Source organism: Actinoplanes octamycinicus (assembly GCF_014205225.1).
In the GTDB taxonomy this organism is placed as follows: domain Bacteria; phylum Actinomycetota; class Actinomycetes; order Mycobacteriales; family Micromonosporaceae; genus Actinoplanes; species Actinoplanes octamycinicus.
Window position 1 is genome coordinate 1,274,519 of sequence record NZ_JACHNB010000001.1, and the last position, 22,577, is coordinate 1,297,095.

The 22,577-nt window shown below is 72.0% G+C and carries 23 protein-coding genes; 8 read left to right on the top strand and 15 right to left on the bottom strand.

What is annotated here, in order from left to right; genetic code table 11:
- Positions 1-53: 53 nt before the first annotated feature.
- The 4 genes from BJY16_RS05695 to BJY16_RS05710 all read right to left on the bottom strand — a co-directional run bounded on the left by BJY16_RS05695 (position 54) and on the right by BJY16_RS05710 (position 3,363).
- The gene (locus BJY16_RS05695; RefSeq protein WP_185038065.1) at positions 54-965 is read right to left on the bottom strand and encodes an asparaginase; all 912 of its coding nucleotides are present in this window, start codon (positions 963-965) and stop codon (positions 54-56) included.
- Complete coding sequence (locus BJY16_RS05700; RefSeq protein WP_373873436.1) at positions 962-1,795, bottom strand: beta-keto acid cleavage family enzyme; 834 nt, start codon at positions 1,793-1,795, stop codon at positions 962-964. Before BJY16_RS05700 ends, BJY16_RS05695 begins: the two co-directional genes overlap by 4 nt.
- A 111-nt stretch (positions 1,796-1,906) precedes the next feature.
- Entirely contained in the window at positions 1,907-2,932 is a 1,026-nt protein-coding gene (gene ygfZ, locus BJY16_RS05705; protein ID WP_221502330.1) for a CAF17-like 4Fe-4S cluster assembly/insertion protein YgfZ, read from the bottom strand.
- 8 nt (positions 2,933-2,940) lie between these two features.
- Complete coding sequence (locus BJY16_RS05710; RefSeq protein ID WP_185038068.1) at positions 2,941-3,363, bottom strand: Fur family transcriptional regulator; 423 nt, start codon at positions 3,361-3,363, stop codon at positions 2,941-2,943.
- Positions 3,364-3,394: 31 nt separating this feature from the next.
- On the opposite strand from BJY16_RS05710, the gene BJY16_RS05715 reads away from it, so the two are divergent.
- Positions 3,395-4,123, top strand: a complete 729-nt coding sequence (locus BJY16_RS05715) for an aminotransferase class IV (RefSeq protein WP_185038069.1) — start codon at positions 3,395-3,397, stop codon at positions 4,121-4,123.
- Between the two features lie 962 nt (positions 4,124-5,085).
- Here BJY16_RS05715 and BJY16_RS05720 read toward each other — a convergent pair.
- Together BJY16_RS05720 and mtfM are read right to left on the bottom strand one after the other, a co-directional pair.
- Positions 5,086-5,685: a heme-binding beta-barrel domain-containing protein gene (locus BJY16_RS05720; protein ID WP_185038070.1), complete on the bottom strand. Its 600-nt coding sequence runs from the start codon at positions 5,683-5,685 to the stop codon at positions 5,086-5,088.
- Positions 5,682-5,786 carry a small membrane protein MtfM gene (mtfM, locus tag BJY16_RS48300; RefSeq protein ID WP_275408060.1) on the bottom strand — a complete coding sequence of 35 codons (105 nt, stop codon included), beginning with the start codon at positions 5,784-5,786 and terminating at the stop codon, positions 5,682-5,684. The genes BJY16_RS05720 and mtfM overlap by 4 nt, the downstream gene beginning before the upstream one ends.
- A 14-nt stretch (positions 5,787-5,800) precedes the next feature.
- Between mtfM and BJY16_RS05725 the strand changes: the two genes are divergently transcribed.
- Entirely contained in the window at positions 5,801-6,175 is a 375-nt protein-coding gene (locus BJY16_RS05725; protein WP_185038071.1) for a DsrE family protein, read from the top strand.
- Positions 6,176-6,184: 9 nt separating this feature from the next.
- Here the strand turns inward: BJY16_RS05725 and BJY16_RS05730 are convergent, their stop codons facing one another.
- The 3 genes from BJY16_RS05730 to BJY16_RS05740 all read right to left on the bottom strand — a co-directional run bounded on the left by BJY16_RS05730 (position 6,185) and on the right by BJY16_RS05740 (position 9,584).
- Positions 6,185-7,039: a hypothetical protein gene (locus tag BJY16_RS05730; RefSeq protein ID WP_239177207.1), complete on the bottom strand. Its 855-nt coding sequence runs from the start codon at positions 7,037-7,039 to the stop codon at positions 6,185-6,187.
- A gap of 111 nt (positions 7,040-7,150) precedes the next feature.
- Positions 7,151-7,573 carry an NUDIX hydrolase gene (locus BJY16_RS05735; protein WP_185038072.1) on the bottom strand — a complete coding sequence of 141 codons (423 nt, stop codon included), beginning with the start codon at positions 7,571-7,573 and terminating at the stop codon, positions 7,151-7,153.
- A gap of 10 nt (positions 7,574-7,583) precedes the next feature.
- Positions 7,584-9,584: an ATP-dependent DNA helicase gene (locus tag BJY16_RS05740; RefSeq protein WP_185038073.1), complete on the bottom strand. Its 2,001-nt coding sequence runs from the start codon at positions 9,582-9,584 to the stop codon at positions 7,584-7,586.
- 55 nt (positions 9,585-9,639) lie between these two features.
- Between BJY16_RS05740 and BJY16_RS05745 the strand changes: the two genes are divergently transcribed.
- On the top strand, positions 9,640-10,146 hold the full coding sequence (locus BJY16_RS05745; RefSeq protein ID WP_185038074.1) for a DUF402 domain-containing protein: 507 nt from the start codon (positions 9,640-9,642) through the stop codon (positions 10,144-10,146).
- Here the strand turns inward: BJY16_RS05745 and sigJ are convergent.
- Positions 10,129-11,007, bottom strand: a complete 879-nt coding sequence (gene sigJ / locus BJY16_RS05750) for an RNA polymerase sigma factor SigJ (protein ID WP_185038075.1) — start codon at positions 11,005-11,007, stop codon at positions 10,129-10,131. The genes BJY16_RS05745 and sigJ overlap by 18 nt on opposite strands.
- 101 nt (positions 11,008-11,108) lie before the next feature.
- On the opposite strand from sigJ, the gene BJY16_RS05755 reads away from it, so the two are divergent.
- The 4 genes from BJY16_RS05755 to BJY16_RS05770 all read left to right on the top strand — a co-directional run bounded on the left by BJY16_RS05755 (position 11,109) and on the right by BJY16_RS05770 (position 16,313).
- Entirely contained in the window at positions 11,109-11,969 is an 861-nt protein-coding gene (locus BJY16_RS05755) for a PI-PLC domain-containing protein (protein ID WP_185038076.1), read from the top strand.
- Between the two features lie 69 nt (positions 11,970-12,038).
- Positions 12,039-12,665 carry a DUF47 domain-containing protein gene (locus BJY16_RS05760; protein WP_185038077.1) on the top strand — a complete coding sequence of 209 codons (627 nt, stop codon included), beginning with the start codon at positions 12,039-12,041 and terminating at the stop codon, positions 12,663-12,665.
- Positions 12,666-12,669: 4 nt separating this feature from the next.
- Positions 12,670-13,677, top strand: coding sequence for an inorganic phosphate transporter (locus tag BJY16_RS05765; protein ID WP_185038078.1), 1,008 nt, complete (start codon positions 12,670-12,672; stop codon positions 13,675-13,677).
- A gap of 1,418 nt (positions 13,678-15,095) precedes the next feature.
- Positions 15,096-16,313, top strand: a complete 1,218-nt coding sequence (locus tag BJY16_RS05770) for an IS110 family RNA-guided transposase (protein WP_311775284.1) — start codon at positions 15,096-15,098, stop codon at positions 16,311-16,313.
- Positions 16,314-16,415: 102 nt separating this feature from the next.
- On the opposite strand, the gene BJY16_RS05775 is transcribed toward BJY16_RS05770, so the two are convergent.
- Complete coding sequence (locus tag BJY16_RS05775; RefSeq protein ID WP_185038079.1) at positions 16,416-17,405, bottom strand: Gfo/Idh/MocA family protein; 990 nt, start codon at positions 17,403-17,405, stop codon at positions 16,416-16,418.
- Between the two features lie 84 nt (positions 17,406-17,489).
- On the opposite strand from BJY16_RS05775, the gene BJY16_RS05780 reads away from it, so the two are divergent.
- A complete protein-coding gene (locus BJY16_RS05780; protein WP_373873438.1) occupies positions 17,490-18,260 on the top strand; it encodes an NUDIX hydrolase in 771 nt (256 codons plus the stop codon).
- Positions 18,261-18,312: 52 nt separating this feature from the next.
- On the opposite strand, the gene pstB is transcribed toward BJY16_RS05780, so the two are convergent.
- The 4 genes from pstB to pstS are packed head-to-tail and all read right to left on the bottom strand — an operon-like array spanning position 18,313 to position 22,403.
- Entirely contained in the window at positions 18,313-19,089 is a 777-nt protein-coding gene (pstB, locus tag BJY16_RS05785; protein WP_185038080.1) for a phosphate ABC transporter ATP-binding protein PstB, read from the bottom strand.
- Positions 19,090-19,105: 16 nt separating this feature from the next.
- Positions 19,106-20,155 carry a phosphate ABC transporter permease PstA gene (gene pstA / locus BJY16_RS05790; protein ID WP_373873439.1) on the bottom strand — a complete coding sequence of 350 codons (1,050 nt, stop codon included), beginning with the start codon at positions 20,153-20,155 and terminating at the stop codon, positions 19,106-19,108.
- A 32-nt stretch (positions 20,156-20,187) separates the two neighbouring features.
- The gene (pstC, locus tag BJY16_RS05795; RefSeq protein ID WP_185038082.1) at positions 20,188-21,258 is read right to left on the bottom strand and encodes a phosphate ABC transporter permease subunit PstC; all 1,071 of its coding nucleotides are present in this window, start codon (positions 21,256-21,258) and stop codon (positions 20,188-20,190) included.
- Between the two features lie 41 nt (positions 21,259-21,299).
- Positions 21,300-22,403 carry a phosphate ABC transporter substrate-binding protein PstS gene (pstS, locus tag BJY16_RS05800; RefSeq protein WP_185038083.1) on the bottom strand — a complete coding sequence of 368 codons (1,104 nt, stop codon included), beginning with the start codon at positions 22,401-22,403 and terminating at the stop codon, positions 21,300-21,302.
- Positions 22,404-22,577 lie beyond the last annotated feature (174 nt).

Sequence of the window (22,577 nt, forward strand, 5' to 3'; positions counted from 1 at the left end):
GCTAACAGGAGCTAGCGTGAAGCGCGTCACCCGGAGGAAACTCAGGGTGACCCCTACCAGACCGCGCGGACCTCGCCGACCGGGCGGCCGCCACCCAGCACCGGCTCCTCGATCAGCGGCGGCTCCACCCCGAGCTTCCGCAGGGCCGCGAGCAGCACCGGCACCCGTGCCCGGGCGCTGCCGTCGGAGATCTTCACCGCGATCCCGCCGACGCCCGGCAGGGCGGCCGCGGACACCCCGTCCGCGCCCCGCTTCACCAGCAGGCCGGGGACCGCGCGCATCAGCACGGTGTCCTCCGACTCGGGGCCGGCCACCAGCTCCGGACGGGCCCGCATCGCGTCCGCCACCTGGCGTTCCGGGGTACCCGGCGCCGCCTCGACCAGCCGCAGGAAGGCCCGGGCCAGCGCGTCCGGCGAGATCGCCAGCACCGGCGCGCCACAGCCGTCCACCCCGGCCGCGGCGATCGGCTCGCCGGCCAGCTCGCTCACCGCGTCGGCGAGCGCCACCTGCAACGGGTGCTTGGGGTCCAGGTACGACTCCAGGTCCCACCCGTTCGCCACACAGGTGGCCAGCATCCCGGCGTGCTTGCCGGAACAGTTCATCAGGACCGGCGCCGGCTCCCCGCCGGTCCGCAGGTACGCCCGCTTCGCCGTCTCCCCGAGCGGCAGGTCGGCCGGGCAGCGCAGCGCCTCCGGCCCGAGCCCGGCAGCGGCCAGCATGGCGGTCACCCGCTCCACGTGGAACGGCTCGCCGTCGTGGCTGGCGCTGGCCATCGCCAGATCGGCGAACTCCCGCGGGACCAGGCCGCTGCGCAGCATGCCGACGGTCTGCAACGGCTTGTTCGACGAGCGCGGGAAGAACGGGCTGCCGGTGTCCCCCACGCCGGGCCGGCCGGTCAGCGCGACGATCCCGTGGTGCACGCTCTCCACGAAGCCGGAGCGGACCACCTCCGCGACGATGGTCACCGGGCCGGCACCCCGAGCAGCTCGCGCGCCTGGGCCGGGGTCAGCGGCGGACGCTGGGCCAGCTGGGCGAAGCCGACGGCGCGGGCCACCAGCTGCATGTTCGACTCGACGGGACGGCCCTTGGCGTACGTGATGGTGTCCTCCATGCCGACCCGCAGGTGGCCGCCGGCGGACAGCGAGGCCAGCATCACCGGGATGGTGCTGCGCCCGATCCCGGTCGCCGAGAACGTGGTGCCGGCCGGCAGGTCACGGATCGCCTGCTCGCAGGCGACCAGGGCGGCCGCGGTGCCGGGCATCCCGCCGGGCACCCCCATCACCAGGTCGACGTGCACGTGCCCGCCGAACGGCAGCCCGTGCTTGCTGAGCAGCCGCTGCAGGGTGGTGAGCTGGCCCAGGTCGAAGATCTCGTACTCCGGGACGATGCCGCGCTCCTGCATCCGGGTGTGCAGGCCGACGATGAACTCCCAGCGGTTCAGGAAGACGTCGTCGCCGAAGTTGACGGTGCCCATCGTGCAGGAGGCCATCTCCGGGGCCGCGTCCAGCACGGCCAGCCGATCGGCCTCCGGGTCGGTCACCGCGCCGCCCGACGAGAGCTGCACGATCAGCCCGGTCGACTCGCGCAGCGCGGCCACGGTGGCCCGCAGCCGGCCCTGGTCCAGGGTCGGCCGGGCGTCCGCGTCCCGGATGTGCACGTGGATGATCGAGGCGCCCAGCGCCTCACACTCTTTCGCGGTGGCGACCAGCTCGTCCAGGGTCACTGGCAGAGCCGGCACGTCCGCCTTGCTGCTCTCCGCGCCGGTCGGGGCGACGGTGATCAAGGTGCCGGTCATGCCGGTCATCCTGCCACGCCGCGGGCCGCTCCTCCCGATGCGGAAAAAACCGCTTCCCGGTACGCCGGCCGCCCGCCGACTGGTCGCCGTCGGCCGCCGGCTCCTCCGCCGTCAGCTGTCGATCGCCGCCGCCGACTCGCCCACCGTCAGCCGGGCGTCGTCGGCCACGTTCCGCTTCACCACCGCCAGCGCGACCATCCCCAGCTCGTGGTGCCGCACCGCGGTCCCGACGAACCCGACCGCCCGCCCGTCCAGCTCGACCGGGGTGCCGTGCGCCGGCGGGTGATCGGTGGCCACCCCGTCCAGGTGCAGCAGCACCAGGCGGCGCGGCGGGCGGCCCAGGTGGTGCACCCGGGCGATGGTCTCCTGCCCCCGGTAGCAACCCTTGTCCAGGTGCACCGCGGTGGCCTGGAACTCCGCCTCGGCGGGGATCGTCTTGTGATCGGTCTCGTGACCCAGGCGCGGCGTCCGGGCGGCGACCCGGATCGCCTCGTACGCCCACAGGCCGGCCCGGGGCACGCCGAGCTTCTCGATCACCGAGGTCTTCGCGTGCCGGGGGACCAGCAGGTCCACCCCCAGCGGGACCCGGCGAGCCAGGCCGCCCTCGAACGGTCGTACGTCATAGCGCGCCGTGGCCTCGGGCGGCACGGACCCGGCGGCGAACTTGGGACCCGGCACCGCGCCGATCCGGGGTGCCGCGAGCTCCGGGAAGAGGTCCGCGGCGGCCGGGCCGATCAGGGACAACACGGCGATCTCGGACGTCGCGTCGCGCGGCTCGACCCGAGTGAAGAACCGCATCATCTCCAGATACTTCAGCAGACCGGCGCCCGCACCCGGCTCGGTGTCCAGCCACGCCGTCGTCCCGTCCTCGGTGACGAACGCGTGGTGTTCCACATGCCCGTGCGGCGACAGCACCAGCAGCTCACTGCCCTGATTCGCCGAGATCGCGGAGAGATGCTGCGTGGTCAGCGTGTGCAACCAGCTCGCGCGCTCGTCGCCCGGAACGGCGAGCACCTCCCGGTTCGACCGGTCGACCAGGCCGACCGCGGTCTCCAGGAGCCGCTGCTCCTTCATCGGGTCACCGAAATGGGCGGGCACGCCCGCGTCCGCCGAACTCGGGTCGAGATCCTCGACCATGATCACGGTCACTCCGACTCCTTGCACTTGCCGCAGACCCCGAACAGGGAGACGTGCCCGACGTCGACCCGGAAGGCGCGCTCGTCGCGCAGCCGGTCACAGACCGGCAGCAGCACCGCCGGATCCATCTCCTCGATCGACCCGCAGGACCGGCAGACCAGGTGCACATGCTGGTCCTCGCCGGCCGGATGGTAGGTCGGCGAACCGTGCGAGAGATGGGTGTGGTTGACCAGGCCGAGCTCTTCCAGCAGCTCCAACGTCCGGTAGACGGTGGTGATGTTGACGCCGGCGACCCGCTCCCGGACCGCGTTGTGCACCGTCTCGGGGGTCGCGTGACCGAGCTCGTGCACCGCCTCCAGGATCAGCTGGCGCTGCGGGGTGAGCCGCAGGCCGCGCTCGCGGAGCATGGCGGCAAGCGAAGTGGCGGACACCCCACGAGCATAGTTCGCTAGTTTCACGGTGATGAACGAGCAGATCCTGGTGTCCCCGGCCGATCTGATGGGCGACGGGGTGTTCGAGACCCTGCACCTGCGCCCGTCCGGCCCCTGGCTGCTCGACCAGCATCTCGACCGGCTGGCAAGGTCCGCCGCGCTGCTCGGCCTGCCCCCGCCGCCCCCGGTCACGCCCCCGGCCGGCCAGACCGGTGTGATGCGGATCATCTACACCCGGAACCTGTTCCACGTCGGCGTCACCCCGATCCCGGAGCAGGTGCTGCGCGAACGCCGGGACGGGATCCGGGTGCTCAGCGCCGGCCTCGGCGTGTCCGCCGGGCGGCAGCCCCCGTGGTCGCTGTCCACCGCCAAGACGCTGTCCTACGGCACCAACTTCGCGGCCCGCCGCTGGGCGGCCCGGCACCGGGCCGACGACGTGATCTGGACCGCGATCGAGGGGCAGGTGCTGGAGGCCCCGACCGCGTCGGTGGTCTGGCTGGCCGGCGACGAGCTGGGCACCGTCCCGTGGGAGGAGGCCGGCATCCTGCCCGGCATCACCGCCGCGCACCTGCTGTCGCTGGCGCCGTCGGTGGGCCTGCGCCCGGTCCAGCGAATGATCACGCTGCCGGAGCTGGCCGCGGCGGACACGATCTGGCTCACGTCATCCGTCCGCGGTCTCGCCGAGGTGGTCACGCTCGACGGGGTGAACAGGAAGCGATCGCCGTGGACGGCCCGGTTCCTGAGGCTGCTCGGCTTCTGAGCCCGCTCGTCAGCGCCCCAACTCACCCGTCGCAACCCGCATGTCCCACTCGCGGTCGCAACTCTCCAGTGGCAACTCGCCGTCGCAACCCGCAAGTCCCCCATCGCCGTCGCAACCCGCTGGTCGCAACCCGCAGGTCCCAACTCGCCGTCGCAACCGGCACGTCGCCACCCGCCAGTCGCAACTCGCCGGTCCCCACTCCTGAGTCCCCGCCCGCCCAGGGGGCGCCAGCCCATCGGTCATCGTGGCGGAAACGGCCAAGATCCCGCGAGCACCCTGTGGACAACCGCCGCGGGGTGTGTGGACAACCCGCTGCGGGTGCGTTCTTGGGGAGTGCGGCGCGGTGCCCCGCGGCTGGTCGAGGTAGCGGCCACGGCGAGCGATCCCCGGCTGGCTCCCATGGGTGTGTCAAGCGCATTGACACACCCATGGGAGCCAGCCGGGCCGTTCGTGGCGGCTGCGGCGGTGACCAGAGGCTTTCTCGCTGCCGCTCGGACTGTTGCGAATCATTTTTTGGTACGACTGGGGGTTCTGTGCGACCGGCCCGCGAGGCTGCGGCCCGGGCACGGCCGTGGCGCGTGTCGTGCGGGTCCGCCTCGGGGACACCGCGAGGCTACGGCCGGGGCGCGGTTGCGGCGCGACGCACGATTCCGGCCAGCAACGCACGGCTGCGGCGCGACGCACGGTATTGCGGACGGCGGACGCCATGACTCGCGTCGCGGCCGTGGCCAGGTGGGGCCTCGCGATGTGCCCACGGACCCGCACGACACGCGTAGCGGTCGGGAGCGGGCCGGGCATCGCGGGCCGGCCGCCACAGGGCTGCCGGTCGTACCGGAAAAAGATCTGTAAGGGTGCGGGCGGTGTCGCGGCAGCGGGAATGGTTTGTCAAGAGAGCCGCCGACCGGCTCCGCGGGAGTGCGACGGGGAGCCGACAACCGGCTCCCCGTCGAAAGACGCGTCCCTCAGCCGCCGATCCGGAGCAGCCGCGCCGACATGTGCGGCGTCAGCTTGCTGTTGTCGATCGAGATCTCGTGCGCGTAGAGCAGCGCCGCGTCCACGATCCCGAACAGCCGGTGCCCGCCGGTGACGTGCAGCCCGGACGGCGTGTACGCCACCGCGTCCGTCCCCATCTCCAGCCGGGTGGTCGCCGCCTTGCCGAGGTACAGCTCGGCAACGCCGTCCGGCCGGATCATCGTGGCTTCCATCTCGTCGCCGGGCCGGCCGTCGACCAGCACCGGCCGCCAGAAGCCGGACTCGGTGAGCGCCTGCCCGAGCGGCTGCGACTCGTCGTCGAGCAGCCAGGCCCGCGACTCGTAGCGCAGGAAGTCCCGCCCGTCGTGGCTGATCCGGATCTCCTGGGCGAAGTTGTAGTCCTCCTCCGCCGGGAATCCGCCCTGGCCCCGCCCGCGCCACAGGCCGACGAACGGCAGCAGCCCGAGCAGCGACGGGTGCAGGTCGGGACCGACCCGCAGGTCGTGGGTGTCCTCGTAGGGATAGGCGTCGACCGGCGGGGCGTTCAGCCACGGCGGCGGCCCCAATGGGTTGTCCTGCTCGCCGCTCACCAACGCCCCCTCGAAATACGCATCGCCAAATAGCCGAAACCGCCCGCCAGCGCGCCCATCCCGGCGACCAGCAGGCTCACGAACCCGATCTCCGTAACCATGTCCGGCCCATCTTATGCTGGCCCGTATGGCACGTTTGCTGGTCGTCAAGGCCACCGCCGGCGCCGACGCCCCGGAACGCTGCAACCAGGCGTTCAACGTGGCGACCACGGCCGCGACCGCCGGGATCGACGTGTCGCTCTGGCTGACCGGCGAGTCCACCTGGTTCGCCCTGCCCGGCCGGGCCGCCGAGTTCGAGCTGCCGCACGCCGCGCCGCTGCCCGACCTGATCGAGGTGCTGCTCGAGGCCGGCCGGATCACCGCCTGCACGCAGTGCGCCGCCCGCCGCGACATCGGCCCGGCGGACGTGCTGCCCGGCATCCGGATCGCCGGCGCCGCGGTCTTCGTCGAGGAGATCATGTCGGACGGCGCGCAGGCCCTCGTCTACTGACGCTGCGCGTCAGGCACGACACCCGGTGGTCACGCTGACCTGCAACCGCTCACCGGACGCGTCGACGACGACCGATTCAGGCCCTTTCCGGTACGCCCATCCGCCCGCCCCGGCCCACACCGGCGTCACCCCGCCGGGCACCCCGCGCGGCCCGTCCGCGGCGGGGCCGGCCGTCGCCCGGTAGGTGGCCGCCGTCCCGCCCGCCGGGCACCGGACCGCCTGCACCGAGACGCCCCCGCCGGCCGGCCCGCCGAGCGCCGCCACGGTCTCGGTCAGCGTGGCCGGCGCCGGCTCCCCCGGCGCCGTGCCGGCCGCACCGGCGTCGCCCGGCGTCCCGGGCCGGCACCCGGTGTCCACGGTCAGCGTCAGCACCTGATCGGCGGCCTGCGCCCGCGCCTCGATCGCGATGAAGTCCCCGGCATCGGCGAACAGCGACAACCGGGTCCCCGCGCGGGTCGGCACCACCGCGGCCCGATAGCCGCCCGGCAGCGCCGCCGCCACCGCGTCCAGCGCGGTCCGGGCCTGCCCCTCGGGCACGTAGAGGAACACGTCCTGACCGGCGCTCGCCCCGTCCCGGACCGGGGTCAGCTCGCACGTCCCGGTCCGCGGCGCGCCGAGCCGGACCACCCACGGCCCGCTTTGCGCGGCGGCCAGCACCGTCCCGGTCGCCGCCCGCAGCGCCGGCGTCGCCGCCCGCAGGTCCTGCTGCTCCGGCACGGTCGCCGGATCGTTGCGCACCGACCACCACGAGATCCCGGTCAGCGCCACGACCCACCCGGCCACCACCGCGACCGGCCAGCGCCACCGGCGCTCCCGACGCGGCGGAGTCACCGGCGTCCCGATCGTCTCTCCCGGCGCCGTCACGGCAGCCATGGTGACACGCCCCGAACAGCCCGCCTAACCACCGCCGCCCCCGAACCACGCTCCGCGAATCGAACCCTCCGTCAGCGGAGCACCCCGGCGAGCCGGACCGCCTCAGGCCGCGCCGGCCACCGCCGCGCGGTACTCCTCGGAGTCGAGGAAGCGCGCGATCATCTCCGCCGTCCCCGGCGTGAACGGCCGCCCGGGCACCTCGTCCCCCGGCACGAACACCATCGCCGCGCCCTCGCCGAGCACGACGTCGGCCTGGGTGGCCGTGGTCCGCCCGAAGAAGTAGTGCTTCACCCGGCCCTCGGCCGGCAGCTCCTGCCGCGCGAACAGGGTCAGCTCGCCCTCCGCCCGGACCTGGGCCTCCTCCCACAGCTCCCGGGCCGCCGCCTCGCCGGGCGTCTCGCCGTCCTCGATCGCCCCGCCGGGCAGCCCCCAGACGTCCGGGTAGTAGGGCGCCTTGTCGTCGCGCAGCTGGAGCAGCAGCGCCCCGCCCACCCCGACCAGGAACGTGCAGGCGATCTGTTTCACCGGGGTCTCCTCAGCTCTTGGCGAGGCGGGCGAGGGCGCCCATGGCGACCTCGGACCGCGTCGTGTACCAGAACGGGGGCAGCGACCTGCGCAGGAACGTGCCGTAGCTGCGGGCCGTCTCCAGACGGGAGTCGAGGACCGCGACCACGCCCTTGTCGCCGGTCGAGCGGATCAGCCGGCCGACGCCCTGAGCCAGCCGGACCGCGGCGATCGGGACGCTCACCGAGGCGAACCCGGAGCCGGGCCGGGCCGCGTCGGCGGCGGCCGCGCGGGCGGCGGCCAGCGGCTCGTCCGGCCGCGGGAACGGCAGCCGGTCGATCACCACGAGCTGGCAGGAGTCGCCGGGCACGTCCACGCCCTGCCAGAGCGACATCACCCCGAACAGGCAGCTGGCCTGCTCCTCCCGGAACTTGCGGACCAGGATCGGCAGGGTCTCGTCGCCCTGCAGCAGGATCGGCAGGTCGGTTTTCGCCCGCAGCAGCTCGGCTGCCTGGGTGGCCGCCTTGCGTGAGGAGAACAGCCCGAGCGTCCGCCCGCCCAGCGCCTGCACGAGTTTCAGCAGCTCCTCGCCGGCGGCGTCGGACAGGCCGGAGGCCATCGGCCGGGGCAGGTGCGCCGCGACGTACAGAATCCCCTGTTTCGGATAGTCGAACGGGGAACCGACGTCGAGCGACGTCCAGCCGTCCCCGGAGGACGCCTCCGCGGTGGCGACCGGCAGCCCGAGCGAGCGGGCCACGGTGTCGAACCGGCCGCCCAGCGTCAGCGTCGCCGAGGCGGCCACCACGGTGCGGTCCGAGTAGAGCGCCTGGCCGAGCGTGCCGGCCACCGAGAGCGGGGCCACCACGAGCGCCCGCCGCCCCGAGCCGAGGTCGGATTTCTCCACCCAGGCCACGTCGAAGTCGTCCTCCTCGAGCAGCCGCTGGGCGGTCGTGGAGAGCTCGTCGAGGACCGCCTTGGCCTGCTGCTTGCGAACCGGGTCGGGATCGTCGGACTTGATGTCGCCGATCGCGGTGAGGCCGGCCCGGGTGGCCGTCTCCAGCAGGGTGACCGCCTGACGGAGCGGCTCCGGCAGCCCGTCGGTGAGCCGGCCGGCCGACACGTCGGCCAGGCCGACGGTGAGCGCGTCGGCCGCCTCGGCGAGCGCCTCGGCGGCGGCCGGCGGGACCAGCGTGCGGGCCCGGCGGCCGGCCCGCTCGATCGCGTCCGGGGTGAGCTCGGCCTGCGACGCCGACGAGACCCGCTCGGCCAGCTCGTGCGCCTCGTCGACGACCAGCAGCTTGTGCGGCGGGATGATGTGCCGCTCGGCGAGCATGTCGACGGCGAGCAGGCTGTGGTTGGTGACCACGATGTCGGCCTCGCGGGCGCGCACCCGGGACGCCTCGGCGAAGCACTCCTGCCCGTACGGACACTTGGCGGCGCCGACGCAGTCCCGGGCCGGCATCGAGACCGCCCGCCAGGCGCTGTCGTCCACACCCGGGTCCAGCTCGTCCCGGTCGCCGGTCTGGGTCTTGTCCGCCCACTTCCGGATCCGGACCACCTGCTTGCCGATCTTGCCGGCCTCGCCCAGCCACTGCCCGGCCTTGGGCGCCGGGGCGTCGTCGAAGAGGGTGTCGGTGGGCGCCGCCTCGGAGTCGGCGTGCTCCAGCTTGGCCATGCAGAGGTAGTGGTGCCGGCCCTTCAGCACGGCGAAGCTCGGCTTGCGCCCGAGGACCGGCTCGACCGCGGCGGCCAGCCGGGGCAGGTCGTGCTCGACCAGCTGGTTCTGCAGGGCGAGGGTGGCGGTGGAGACCACCACGGGGCCCTCCACCAGCAGCGCGGGGGTCAGGTAGCCCAGGCTCTTGCCGGTGCCCGTGCCGGCCTGGACGAGCAGGTGCGTCCGGTCCTTGACGGCCTTGTCGATCGCCTCGACCATGGCCTGCTGACCTGGGCGGGAGGAGCCGCCGGGGACGGCGCCGACGGCGGCGGCGAGGAGCTCTCCGGCGGTCGCCTTCTTCTTGGTAGCTGCGGGCACCCAGGAACCGTACCCGGGACCACCGACAGAACCGGTGCACCGTTAGGGTGCACCCATGCCGAGCGAGATGGTCCGGGTCATCTACACGAAGTACGACGGTTCGGCGCATCGCGACTATCCGGCCCGCCGGCTGGCCGAGGACGACCTGGGCGTCTGGGTCGGCGTGACGCAGGGCACCGCGTCGGTCTACCACGGCCGCCCGTCCGTCGAGCAGATCCCGTTCGTCCTGCTCATCCCGCATCAGGCCTGGTGGACCGGGATGTTCAACCCGCCGCCGCGGACCAGCGAGGTCTACTGCGACATCACCACCCCGGCCCGCTGGGAGGGTGACACGGTGCACATCGTCGACCTCGACCTGGACGTGGTCCGGCGCCGCGAGACCGGGCTGGTCGAGCTGCGCGACGAGGACGAGTTCGAGGAGCACCGGACGCTGTTCGGTTACCCGGAGGACCTGGTCGGCCACGCGAACGCGGCCGCCCGGCTGCTGCTCGACCGGCTGGGCGACGGCACCGAGCCGTTCGCCTCGCACTACCGCAAGCACCTGCTAGAGGTCACCCAGTAAGACCTTCTCCGGGTTCTGCTGCAGGAAGATCCCGGTGATCCGCCCGTCGTCGACGGCGACGGTGAGCACGCTGCGCACCGGGGCCCCGTCCATCCGGCCCCGCAGCAGCATCCCGGCGCCGCCCGCCACCAGCACCGGCGCCACCTCGACCTCGGTCATCGTGGCCATCCGGTGGGTGAGCAGGCCGTGGAAGAGGCGGCCCACCTTCTCGGCGCCGTGGATCGGCCGCAGCGCGCTGCGGACCACCCCGCCGCCGTCGCTGATCGCGACGACATCCGGGGCCAGGACCGCGGCCAGCGTACGGAAATCGCCGCTCTGTGCCGCCGCCAGGAAAGCGGTCAGCACCCGCCGCTGCTCGGCCGGCCCGGCGGTGTGCCGGATCCCGCCCTCGGTCACCGCCCGCCGCCCCCGGGAGGCGTGCTGCCGGGCCGCCGCGGGCGTGCTGTCCAGCACCGTGGCCACCTCCTCGAACGGCACCCCGAACGCGTCGTGCAGCACGAACGCCACCCGCTGCTCCGGGGTGAGCCGCTCCAGCACCACCAGCAGCGCCATCCCGACCTGGTCGGCGCGCTCGGCGTGGCCGGCCGGGTCGGCGTCCGGGTCGACCGCGAAGACCGGGAGCCACTCGCCGGGGTAGGCGGTACGGCGTACCCGAGCCGAGGTGAGCTGGGTCAGGCAGATCCGTGAGGTGACCGTGGTCAGCCAGCCGCGCGGATCCCGGATGTCGCTCTGCTGCGCGAAGCGCAGCCAGGCCTCCTGCACCGCGTCCTCGGCCTCGGCCCGGTTGCCGAGGATCCGGAAGGCGACCGCCGTCAGGTAGGACCGGTGCGCCTCGAACTCGTGCACGGCAGGCGACAGCATGGGCACATTCTGCGCGGCTTGCCCAGGCTGGGGTATCACCTGTGCCACAGTATGAAACGGGATTTTTACCGTAAATGGGGTGGTGAGCGCACGTGCAGGACATGGCGACTCTCGCGGGCAGCCTGGCCGGACTCGCCGGCGCCGGCGGCGCCATGTCGATCGCCCTGGCCCGCCGGCCCCGGCCCTGCCTGACCGCCGGGCACGCCCTGGTGCCGGACCGGCTGACCGACCCGCTGCCGATGGTGCTGCGGCTCGGGCTCGGCGGGATGACCGTCCGGGTCACCCCCGGGCCGCACGGCGAGCTGTTCCTCGGTCCCGGCGACCCGCGGCCCGGCCGCACCCTGCGCCGGCTGGTGCTGGCCCCCCTGTTCACCCGGGCCCAGGCCAGCGCCGGCCGGCTGTGGAGCGATCAGCGGGCGCCGTTCCAGCTGGTCGTCGAGTTCGCCGGGCCGGGCCGGGACACCGAGTCGCTGCTGCGCGCCTATCGGATGCTGGACCAGCAGCTGCGGGACCACGCGCCGCTGCTGAGCCGCAGCGCCGGCGGCGAGGTGACGCCGGGCGTGGTGACCGTCACGGTGGCCGGCATCGTCAACGTCCGGGAGCTGCTCGCCGCCCAGCCGGTGCGGTACGCGTTCGCCGACGGCACGTTCGACGACCTGGACGCCGGGCCGGCCCCGCTGGACCTGGTCCCGGTGCTCAGCGAGCCGTGGACGCGCCGGTTCGGCTGGGACGGCCGGGAGCCGATCACCGCCGAGGAGCGGCATCAGCTGCACGCGCTGGTCCAGGCCGCGCACGATCAGGGCCACCTGGTCCGGGTCGGCGGGCTGCCGGACGCGTCCCGCCGGGCCCGGACGGCGATCTGGTCCGAGTTGATCCACGCCGGAGTGGACGTGATCGCCGACGCCGACATCTCCGGACTCGCAAAGCATCTCCGCCGGTTTGGGACCGTGTCGAACGGGTGAACACCCGTGGACCGATAGCATGCCTGCGGAGATCATGCGAGAAAAACCCGTCGATCGAGGTCCTGTGCCGTGAAGTTCTCATTCCGCCCCGTCGAGGGCGTCTTCTACGACCTCTTCACCAAGGCCTCGTTGAACCTGGTGAAGGGCACCGAGCTGCTCAACGAGCTGGCTCTGCCCGGCGTGGACGTCCAGTCGGTCAGCGAACGGCTGAGCGATGTGGAGCACGACAGCGACGCGATCACGCACGAGCTGTACAAGAAGATCAACTCCACCTTCATCACGCCGTTCGACCGGGCCGACATCTACTCGCTCGGCTCCCAGCTGGACGACGTGATGGACCACCTGGAGGCGGTCGGCAACCTGCTCTACCTCTACGGCCTGACCGAGCTGCCGTCGCTGCCCCGGGAGATGCACGAGCTGATCACGGTGCTCGACCAGCAGGCGAAGATCACGTCGGACGCGATGCCCCGGCTGCGCTCGATGAAGGGTCTCGAGGAGTACTGGATCGAGATCAACCGCCTGGAGAACGACGGCGACCGGGCCTACCGGATGCTGCTGGTCCGGCTCTTCTCCGGGGAGTACGACGCACTGACCGTCCTGAAGATGAAGGAGGTCGCCGACGAGCTGGAGGCGGCCTGCGACGCGTTCGAGCACGTGGCGAACACGGTCGAGACCATCGCGGTCAAGGAGTCGTAAAACCTTGTCACCCGAACTCGTCGCCGTCCTGGCGGTGATCATCGCCGCGATGGTGTTCGACTACACCAACGGCTTCCACGACGCGGCGAACGCGATCGCGACCAGTGTCAGCACCCGCGCGCTCACCCCGCGGGTGGCCCTCGGGATGGCCGCGGTCGGCAACTTCATCGGCGCGCACCTGGGCACCGAGGTCGCCAAGACGGTCGGTGACGGCCTGGTCGACCTGCCCACCGGCATCCCCAGCCTGGGCATCGTCTTCGCCGGCGTGCTCGGGGCCGTCGCCTGGAACCTGATCACCTGGTATTTCGGGCTGCCGTCCAGCTCCTCGCACGCGCTCTTCGGCGGGCTGGTCGGCGCCACCCTGGTGGCCGGCCTGGGCAGCGTGCAGTGGATGAACATCGTGCAGAAGGTCCTGATCCCGATGGTCCTCTCGCCGGTGGTCGGGCTGATCCTCGGCTTCGTCGCGATGATCGCGCTGATGTGGACGTTCCGGCGCGGCCACCCGGGCAAGCTGAACCGCGGCTTCCGGATGGCGCAGACCGTCTCGGCCGCGGCGATGGCGGTCGGGCACGGCACCCAGGACGCCGCCAAGACCATGGGCATCGTGGTGCTGGCGCTCTACACCGGCGGTTTCCAGGATGACACCACGCACATCCCGCAGTGGGTCTACTGGGCGTCCGCCACGATGCTGGCGGCCGGCACCTACACCGGCGGCTGGCGGATCATCCGCACCCTGGGCCGCAAGATCATCGACCTGGGCCCGTCCGAGGGTTTCGCCGCCGAGACGGTGGCCAGCTCGGTCCTCTACTTCAACGCCTTCGTCCTGCACGCGCCGATCTCCACCACCCACACCATCACCTCAGCGATCATGGGCGTCGGCGCCACCAAACGCCTCAGCGCGGTCCGCTGGAACGTCGCCGGCAACATCGTCATCGCCTGGGTCACCACGTTCCCGGCGGCCGCCCTGCTGGCCTGCCTCCTGTACTTCGTCTGCCGCCCCCTGTTCGGCTGATCCCGCCCGCGGGCGTCGCCTTGCGCCGGCGCAGGCCGTTCCGCGCCGCCCCGCGCCCCCACGCACGCCGTTCCGCGCCGCCCCGCGCCCCCACGCACGCCGTTCCGCGCCGCCCCGCGCCCGCGCACGCCGTTCCGCGCCGCCCCGCGCCCCCACGCACGCCGTTGCGCGCCGCCCGCGCACGCCGTTGCGCGCCCCACGCACGGCGTTCCGAGCCACCCCGCGCCCCACGCACGCCGCTCCCAGCCATCCGCGCCCCCGCGCCCCCACGCACGCCGTTCCGAGCACCCGCGCCCCCGCGCCCCACGCACGCCGTTCCGGGCCGCCCCGCCGCGCTGAACCGCACGAGGCCCGCCGCGCATTCGAGGCCCGCGTCGCTCTCGAAACCCGCCGCACATCCGCAGCCCACCGCGGACTCGAAGCCGCCGGACATCCGAAACCCGCGCCACTCTCAGATCCCGCCCTCCCAGGGGGACCTTCCCTGGACAGTCTGGCGGATTCCGCGAATCGCGGCGGGTGGCCTGTGGACAACGCGGTGGTGTGGACAACGCGCCGGCGCGGACATGCGGTGGGGCGGACATGCGGTGGGGCGGACATGCGGTGGGGCGGACATGCGGTGGGGCGGACATGCGGTGGGGCGGATAGGCCGACCGCGCGGATACCGGGTGGTGCAGACGGCGCGGCGGTGCCGACAGCGGGTTTACGGGCAGCGCGGCGGTCGGACCACGCGACCACGCGGAAACCGCAGTCGTGCGGACCGCGCGATCACCCGGACAGAGCGGCGGCGCGGACAGCGGGGTTTGCAGAGAGCGCGATGGCGCGGACCACGCGGATACCGCGACCACGCGGACAGAGCGGCAGCGCGGACAGAGCGGCTGACGCGGTGCGGCGGTGCGGGCAACACGGCGGGGCGGGCAACTCGGCGAGGCGGTGGGGCGGGCAGGGCGGCGGGGCGGGCGGGGCGGCAGCGCGGACAGAGCGGCTGACGCGGCGCGGCAGCGCGGGCAACACGGCGAGGCCGCGGGCGGGCAGGGCGGCGGGGCGGGCAGGGCGGCAGGGCGGCAGCACGGGCAGCGGGGCGGGGCGGCAATGCGGCGGGCGGGCAGCGGAGCGGGCGGTGCGGCGGGGCGGCGGGGCGGGGTTCGGTGACCAGCCGCGGACAGTGAAGAGGGCGGCGATCGCTTTGGACGCGCAGCGGCCAGATCGCCGTCCTCGGCCCGCGCTACTTAAAGAGAATTTGGTGTACGACCGCGGCCCGGCCAGGCTTGGTCGAGGTGATCGGTAGGGTGCTCAGGCCCGCGCTGCCCACTCATATGGCGGGGTGTGGCTCTCTCCCGGCTTGGACCCTGCCGGTCACCGTGGCGCGGAGTGGCTGAAGAGGGGTTTGCCCAGCTGTAAGTAGCGTTGCCCTCCCGCTGGTGTGGTTCTGCCGCGACGACGGGAAGGTCAACGGGTACATGGGTCAGCTGATCATTGGAGTCGATCCGCACAAGCGGTCCGCGACGATCGAGATCATCAACGAGCGTGAACAGGTGCTGGCCCGTGGCAGGTACGGCACCGACACCGGTGGCTACCAGCAGATGCTCGCCGCCGGCCGCCGTCACGCCGGCCGGGTGTGGGCGGTCGAGGGCTGTAACGGCATCGGCCGGCACCTGGCCCAGCGGCTGGTCGCCGACGGCGAAACCGTGCTGGACGTCCCGGCGAAACTCGCCGCGAAAGCCCGCAACTTTGACACCGGGCACGGCCGTAAAACCGACGGTCACGACGCGCACCACATCGCGGTGACCGCCCTGCGCACCCCGGGCCTGCGCCGCGTTCACGCCGACGGCGCCACCGTCGCGCTGCGGCTGCTGGCCGACCGCCGCGACCAGCTCGGCGCCACCCGCACCGAGACCATCAACCGGCTGCACCAGCTACTGCTCGAACTGATCCCCGGCGGCGCGAAGAAGAACCTGACCACCGACCAGGCCCGCACCCTGCTCGAACGCGTCAGCGTCCCGGCCGGCGACATCGTCACCGCCACCCGCTATCAGCTGGCCGGCGACCTGGCCGACGAGCTCACCACCCTGGACACCAAGATCAAAGCAGCCAACCGGCAGCTGAAGACCGTGCTGGCCGCCACCGGCACCCAGCTGACCAGCCTCAACGGCATCGGCCCCTCCGGCGCCGCCCGCCTGCTCGGCGACATCGGCGACATCAGCCGCTTCCCGACCCGCGGGCACTTCGCCACCTGGAACGGCACCGCCCCCATCGACGTGTCCTCCGGCGACAACCATCATCACCGGCTCAACCGGGCCGGGAACCGGCGCATCAACCGGGTCCTGCACATCATGGCCATCACCCAGCTCCGCTTCGACACCCCCGGCCGCGCCTACTACCAGCGCAAACGCGCCGAAGGCAAAACCGCGATGGAAGCCATGCGAGCGTTGAAACGACGCCTGTCCGACACCGTCTACCGCCAAATGATCAAAGACGACCACACGGCACAACAGACAGCGACGGGTCCGGGAGGACACACGGGGGCGACTCTGAACTCCAGCGCGGCCGACCCAAACCCCAAGATCGACACTTCGGAAAAGTCACAACCCGGACCCGCCAACCACCACCCTAAAACACCCCTCACACCAACCCCTTGACAGAGGGGTGCCGGGAGCATGCGGTCCGCACCACCGCGGACCTGCGTATATGAGGCGTTTGAACGGTATGGGGTGTCGGCTGGATCGGGCGGCGGGCGGGTCTCAGAGCAGGCTGGGGTAGGTCACGCCGATCTGGTCGCGGATGGAGTCGAGGAGGTTCATGACTTCGAGGGTGGTGGTCTGGGAGACGATCGGGCTCTCCAGTTCGCCGGCGGCCAGGCAGCGCTGCACCTCGGCGGCCTCGAACTGGTAGCCGTTGCCCGGGAAGTCGAAGGTGAAGGTCTCCGGCGCCTTCTCCGGGCGGCTCAGCGTGAACGAGCGGGGCACCATGAAGCCCGGCGGGATGTCGATCCGGCCGTCGGTGCCGGTGATCGACGCGGCGTTCCGGCTGGCGCCGTTGATGCTGCAGGTGAGCGCGGCGACGGCGCCGGACTGGTAGCCGAGCAGGACGCCGGTGTGCTCGTCGACCCGTTCCGGGGTGAGGTGTGCCCAGGCCTGCACCGAGATCGGCAGCCCGAGGAACAGGTGGGCCAGGTGGATCGGGTAGACCCCGAGGTCGAGCAGCGCCCCGCCGCCCAGCTCGGGGGCGCGCAGCCGGTGCTCGGCGGCGAACGGCCCCTGCAGCCCGAAGTCCGCGTGGATCGCGCTGACCCAGCCGATCGCACCCTCCTCGACCAGCTCGGCGGCCTTGCGGATGGCCGGGTTGCAGCGCATCCACATGGCTTCCATGAGGAACACGCGGTTGGCCCGGGCCGCCTCGATCAGCCGGGCCGCGGACGGCAGGTCCAGCGTGATCGGTTTCTCCACCAGCACCGCCTTGCCGGCCTCGACGCACTCCAGCGCACCGGCCAGGTGGAAGGCGTGCGGGGTGGCCACGTAGACCACGTCCACCCCGTCGTCGGCGGCCAGCGCGGTGTACGACCCGTGCGCCCGGGCGAACCCGAACCGCTCGGCGAAGGCGTCGGCGGTGGCCTGGTTGCGCGAGCCGACCGCGGCCAGCTCGGCCCCCGGCACCAGCGGAAGGTCGGCGGCGAAGGTGGCGGCGATCCCGCCGGGACCGAGAATGCCCCAGCGAACGTTCTGTCCGGTCATGATCCATACGGTATCGCTCATCCGGTGCCCGGGGAGCCGCCTGAAGGAGCCGGAAGGTGGCACGATCGACCGGTGACCGAGCCGATGCCACTGCCGCCCGCGATGATGAAGAGGGCCCGGGATTTCACCGGGCCGCCCGCCCCGGCCCGCCCGGCCGCCACGGTGGTCCTGCTGCGGCCGTCCGGCGACGCCTTCCAGGTGTACGTGCTGCGCCGGATGACCTCGATGGCGTTCGGCGGCGTCTACGCCTTCCCGGGCGGCACCGTCGACCCGTCCGACCGTCCGGAGACGCTGCGCGACGACTGGGCGGCCCGGCTCGGCGTGCCCGAGGAGCAGGCCCGGGCGGTGGTCGGCGCGGCCGCCCGGGAGCTGTTCGAGGAGGCCGGCGTGGTGCTGGCCGGCCCGGCCGCGGAGCCGGACCGGACGGTGGCCGACGCCGGCGATCCGAGCTGGGAGGCGGACCGGGCGGCGGTGCTGCGCCGCGAGCTGACCATGGCCGAGCTGCTGGCCCGGCGGGGGCTGCGGCTGCGCGACGACCTGCTGCTGCCGTGGGCCCGGTGGATCACCCCGGAGTTCGAGCCGAAACGGTTCGACACCTGGTTCTTCGCGGCGCTGCTGCCGGAGTCGCAGGAGGCCCGGGACGTCTCCGGCGAGGCCGACCGGACCGCCTGGGTGGATCCGCGCGACTCGGCGGACCTGCCGATGCTGCCGCCCACCCGGCACACCCTGGACCAGATCGCCGCGGCCGGCACGATCCCGGGCGTGGTGGCCGCCTCCGAGCACCGGGACGCGGCCCGCCCGGTGATGCCCCGGATCGACGTCGCGCCGGACGGCACCGCCACGCTGAGTCTGTGAGACAACGAAGAGCGCCGATTCCCGTACGGAAATCGGCGCTCTTGTGACAACCTCAACCGAAGCGGCCGGTGATGTAGTCCTCGGTCTTCTTCTGCGACGGGTTGCTGAAGATCTTCTGGGTGTCGTCGTACTCGATCAGACGCCCCGGCTCGCCGGTCTTGTCGATCGAGAAGAAGCCGGTCTTGTCGCTGACCCGGGCGGCCTGCTGCATGTTGTGCGTGACGATGATGATCGTGAAGCGGTCCTTCAGCTTGAACATCAGGTCCTCGATCGCCAGCGTCGAGATCGGGTCGAGCGCCGAGCAGGGCTCGTCCATCAGCACGACCTGCGGCTCGACCGCGATCGTCCGGGCGATGCAGAGCCGCTGCTGCTGACCGCCGGAGAGGCCGGCGCCGGGCCGGTCCAGCCGGTCCTTGACCTCGTCCCAGAGGTTCGCCGAGCGCAGCGACTTCTCCGCGGCGTCGTCCAGGATCGACTTCTTCTTGACCCCGTTGAGCTTGAGGCCGGCCACCGCGTTCTCGTAGATCGACATGGTCGGGAACGGGTTCGGCCGCTGGAAGACCATGCCGATCATGCGACGCACCGCGGTGATGTCCACGTCCGGGTCGTAGATGTTCTGGTCGTCGATGGTGAGCCGGCCCTCGATCCGGGCGTTCGGCAGGACCTCGTGCATGCGGTTGATCGACCGGAGGAAGGTCGACTTGCCGCAGCCGGACGGGCCGATCAGGGCGGTGATGGTCTTCGGCTCGACGACCATCGAGACGTTGTCGATCGCCTTGAACGAGCCGTAGTAGGAGGAGACGTTGCTCGCCTCGATGCGCTTGGCCATGGTGGGGGAACCTCTTTTACCGGGTCAGTTTGTTGCGGCGGGCGAGCAGCTTGGCGCCGATGGTGAAGATCAGCACGAGCGCGACCAGCGTCAGCGCGGCGGTCCAGGCCCGGGCCGGCGCGTACTTCGAGGCGTCGCCGGCCTGCTGGAACACGTAGAGCGCCAGCGACGACTGGCCACCACTGAACGGGTCGAAGTTGATCCGGGCGAGGCCACCCGCGACCAGCAGCACCGGGGCGGTCTCGCCGGCCGCGCGGGCGATGGCGAGCATGACGCCGGTGACGATGCCGGGCGCCGCGGTGGGCAGGACCACCTTGATGATCGTCTTCCACTGCGGGACGCCGAGCGCGTACGCGCCCTCCCGCAGCGGACCGGGCACCAGGCGGAGCATCTCCTCGGTGGAGCGCACGATGGTCGGCAGCATCAGCACGGTCAGCGCGAGCGCCGCGGCGAAGCCGGAGTACTGCGGGTTCCCGTCGTTGAACCACGGGCTGACGATCAGCACCCAGAAGGACAGGACGAACAGGCCGGCCACGATCGACGGGATGCCGGTCATCACGTCCACGAAGAAGCGGACCGTGCCGGCGAACCGGCCCTTGCCGTACTCGACCAGGTAGATCGCGCCGAGCACGCCGAGCGGCACGGCGAACAGGGTGGCGATGCCGACCTGCTCCAGGGTGCCGATGATGGCGTGGTAGGCGCCGCCGTTCGCGTCCCGGGCGCCGATGTTCGCCATCGAGGAGCCGAAGAAGTCGCCGTCCAGGCGCTCCACGCCCTTGGAGACCAGCGTCCAGACCACCGAGGCGAGCGGCAGCACGGCCAGCACGCAGGCGGTGTAGATGGCGGTCTGCCACATCCGGTTGCGGGCGGCCCGCTTGCCCTCCACCCGGGCCGCCGCGACGTTGAGCCCGACCAGGTAGAGCACGCCGGCCAGGACGGCCACCAGGACCCAGTTGCCGACGCCGGTGCCGAGCACCACGGCGGCCGACAGCACGATCGCGGCGGCGGCCACCGCCAGGTTGGCGGCCAGCGGGAACTTGCGGCTGCGAATGTTGTCCGGCGTCATCACGACGCCCGGCATCTCGCGATCAAGAAGACTCATGCGGCACTGTCCCGGAACTCGCGGCGACGGTAGATGATCGCCCGCGCGGTCATGTTGACGACCAGCGTGATGGCGAACAGCACCAGGCCGGAGGCGATCAGGGCACCGCGGCCGGTGTCGTTCGCCTCGTTGAAGGAGTTGGCGATGTTCGCGGCGATCGAGTTGCCGCCGGACTGGATCAGGTTGAACGAGATGTTCCAGGTGATACCGAGGGTGAGCGCCAGCGCGATGGTCTCGCCGAGGGCGCGGCCCAGGCCGAGCATCACGGCGGCGACCACGCCGGGCTTGCCGTACGGCAGGACCGCGGTGCGGATCATCTCCCACTTGGTCGCGCCGAGCGCCAGCGCGGCCTCCTCGTTCATCGCCGGGGTCTGCTGGAAGACCTCCCGGGAGAGCGAGGTGACGATCGGCAGCACCATGATCGCGAGGACCACGCCGCCGAGCATGATCGACTGCCCGAACGGGCCCTCGCCACCGAAGATCGGCAGCCAGCCGAAGTAGTGGTTCAGCCAGACCGAGAACTCGCGGATCGGCTCCTGGAAGACGTCGCGTCCCCAGAGGCCGAAGACCACGCTGGGCACCGCGGCGAGCAGGTCGATCGCGAAGCCCAGCGGGGTGGCCAGCCGCTTCGGCGCGTAGTGCGACAGGAACAGCGCGATCCCCAGCGCGATCGGCACCGCGACGAGCAGCGCGATGATCGACGACAGCAGGGTGCCGAAGGCCAGCACGGAGATGCCGAAGGCCGGCTCCGCCGCGTTCGGGTTCCAGCGGTTGTAGGTCAGGAAGTTCTCGGTGTCGGCCGAGAGGGCCGGCACCGCCTTGGAGATCAGGAAGACGGCGATCGCGACGATGATGACCAGCACCATCGCGCCGGCAGCCCGGGAAATCCCGCGGAAGCCGGTCTCCATGGAGAACCGGGCCTTCTTGGGGAGGGCGCCGCCGCCACCGAAGGGGGGCTCGTCGTAACTGCCCGGTGGCATGCCGGAGCCGGCGCCCCGGGCGTGACGTCCAGTCACACCCAGGTCGCCGGCGGTGGCGTTCACCGAGCGAGAGGGATAGTCACCCATCTACGCGCTCGCTGTCGTCTCGGAGGGATTGTCGAACCGGGTCAGGACAGCTTGTCGACCGACGCGGCAACCTTGGCGCGCACCGTCTCGGGCAGCGGCGCGTAGCCCAGGTCGGCCAGCTTCTTCTGGCCCTCGGCGGAGGCGGTGTACTTCAGGAAGCCCTGAACCGCCTTGCCCTTGGCGGCGTCCGCGTACTTGGTGCAGACGATCTCGTAGGTCGCCAGGACGATCGGGTAGGCGCCGGCCGTCTTGGTGTTGTAGTCGATGTCCAGCTTCAGGTCGTCGCCGGTGCCCTTGACCGTCGCGCCCTCGATCGCCTTGCCGGCGGCCTCGGGGGTCAGCTCGGTGTACTCACCGGCGCCGTTCTTGACCTTGGCCATCTTCAGGCTGCTGTTCTCCGCGAAGGACAGCTCGACGTAGGAGATGGTGTTCGGGGTGCTCTTGATCTTGGCGGCCACACCGTCCGACTTCGGCGCGCCGGTGCCACCCTTGGTGGCCGGCCACACCTTGGAGTGGTCGAAGGTCCAGTCCTTCTCCGCGGTCTTGCTCAGGTACTTGGTGAAGTTGTCGGTGGTGCCGGACTCGTCCGAGCGGTGCACCGCCTCGATGGTGGCCGACGGCAGCTTGGCGTCGGCGTTCTCCGCCTTGATCGCCGGGTCGTCCCACTTGGTGATGGTGCCGGCGAAGATCTTCGCGATCGTGCTCGGCGACAGCTGCAGGCCGTCGGCGCCGTCCACGTTGTAGACCACCGCGATCGGGCCGGTGACCATCGGGAGGTTGAGCGCCGGCGAGCCGCACTTGGCGTCGGCCTGGGGCTGCTCGTCGTCCTTCAGGGCGGAGTCGGAACCGGCGAAGTCGGCCAGGCCCGAGATGAAGGCCTTGACGCCGGCGCCGGAGCCGGTGCCCTGGTAGTCGATCTTGGCGTCGGCACAGGCCGCGGTGTACGCCTTGATCCACTCGTCCATGGCGTTCTTCTGAGCGCTCGAGCCCTGAGCCGTCAGGGTGCCACCGGCACAGGTGCCGGCGGACGGAGCCGCGGCGCCGGTGTCCGAGCCCTTGTCGTTGTTGTCCGAGCCGCACGCGGTGAGCGCGATCGTCGCAGTCAAAGCAATGCCGGCAACGAGACCGGACCGCTGGAACTTCACGGTTGTTGTCCCCTTCGGGTTCAGTGCAGCCGGTCGCTCACCGGCTCGAAGGGAAAACTAAGAGTGCCAAGTGACCTGCGAACCGGTCGCAAATGAACTGGGAGTGAACACGTTCGGCCGTCGAGATGGCCAAGCCCTGATTGCCAGTTGTCCGTTAAGTGAACCGCGCGCCCC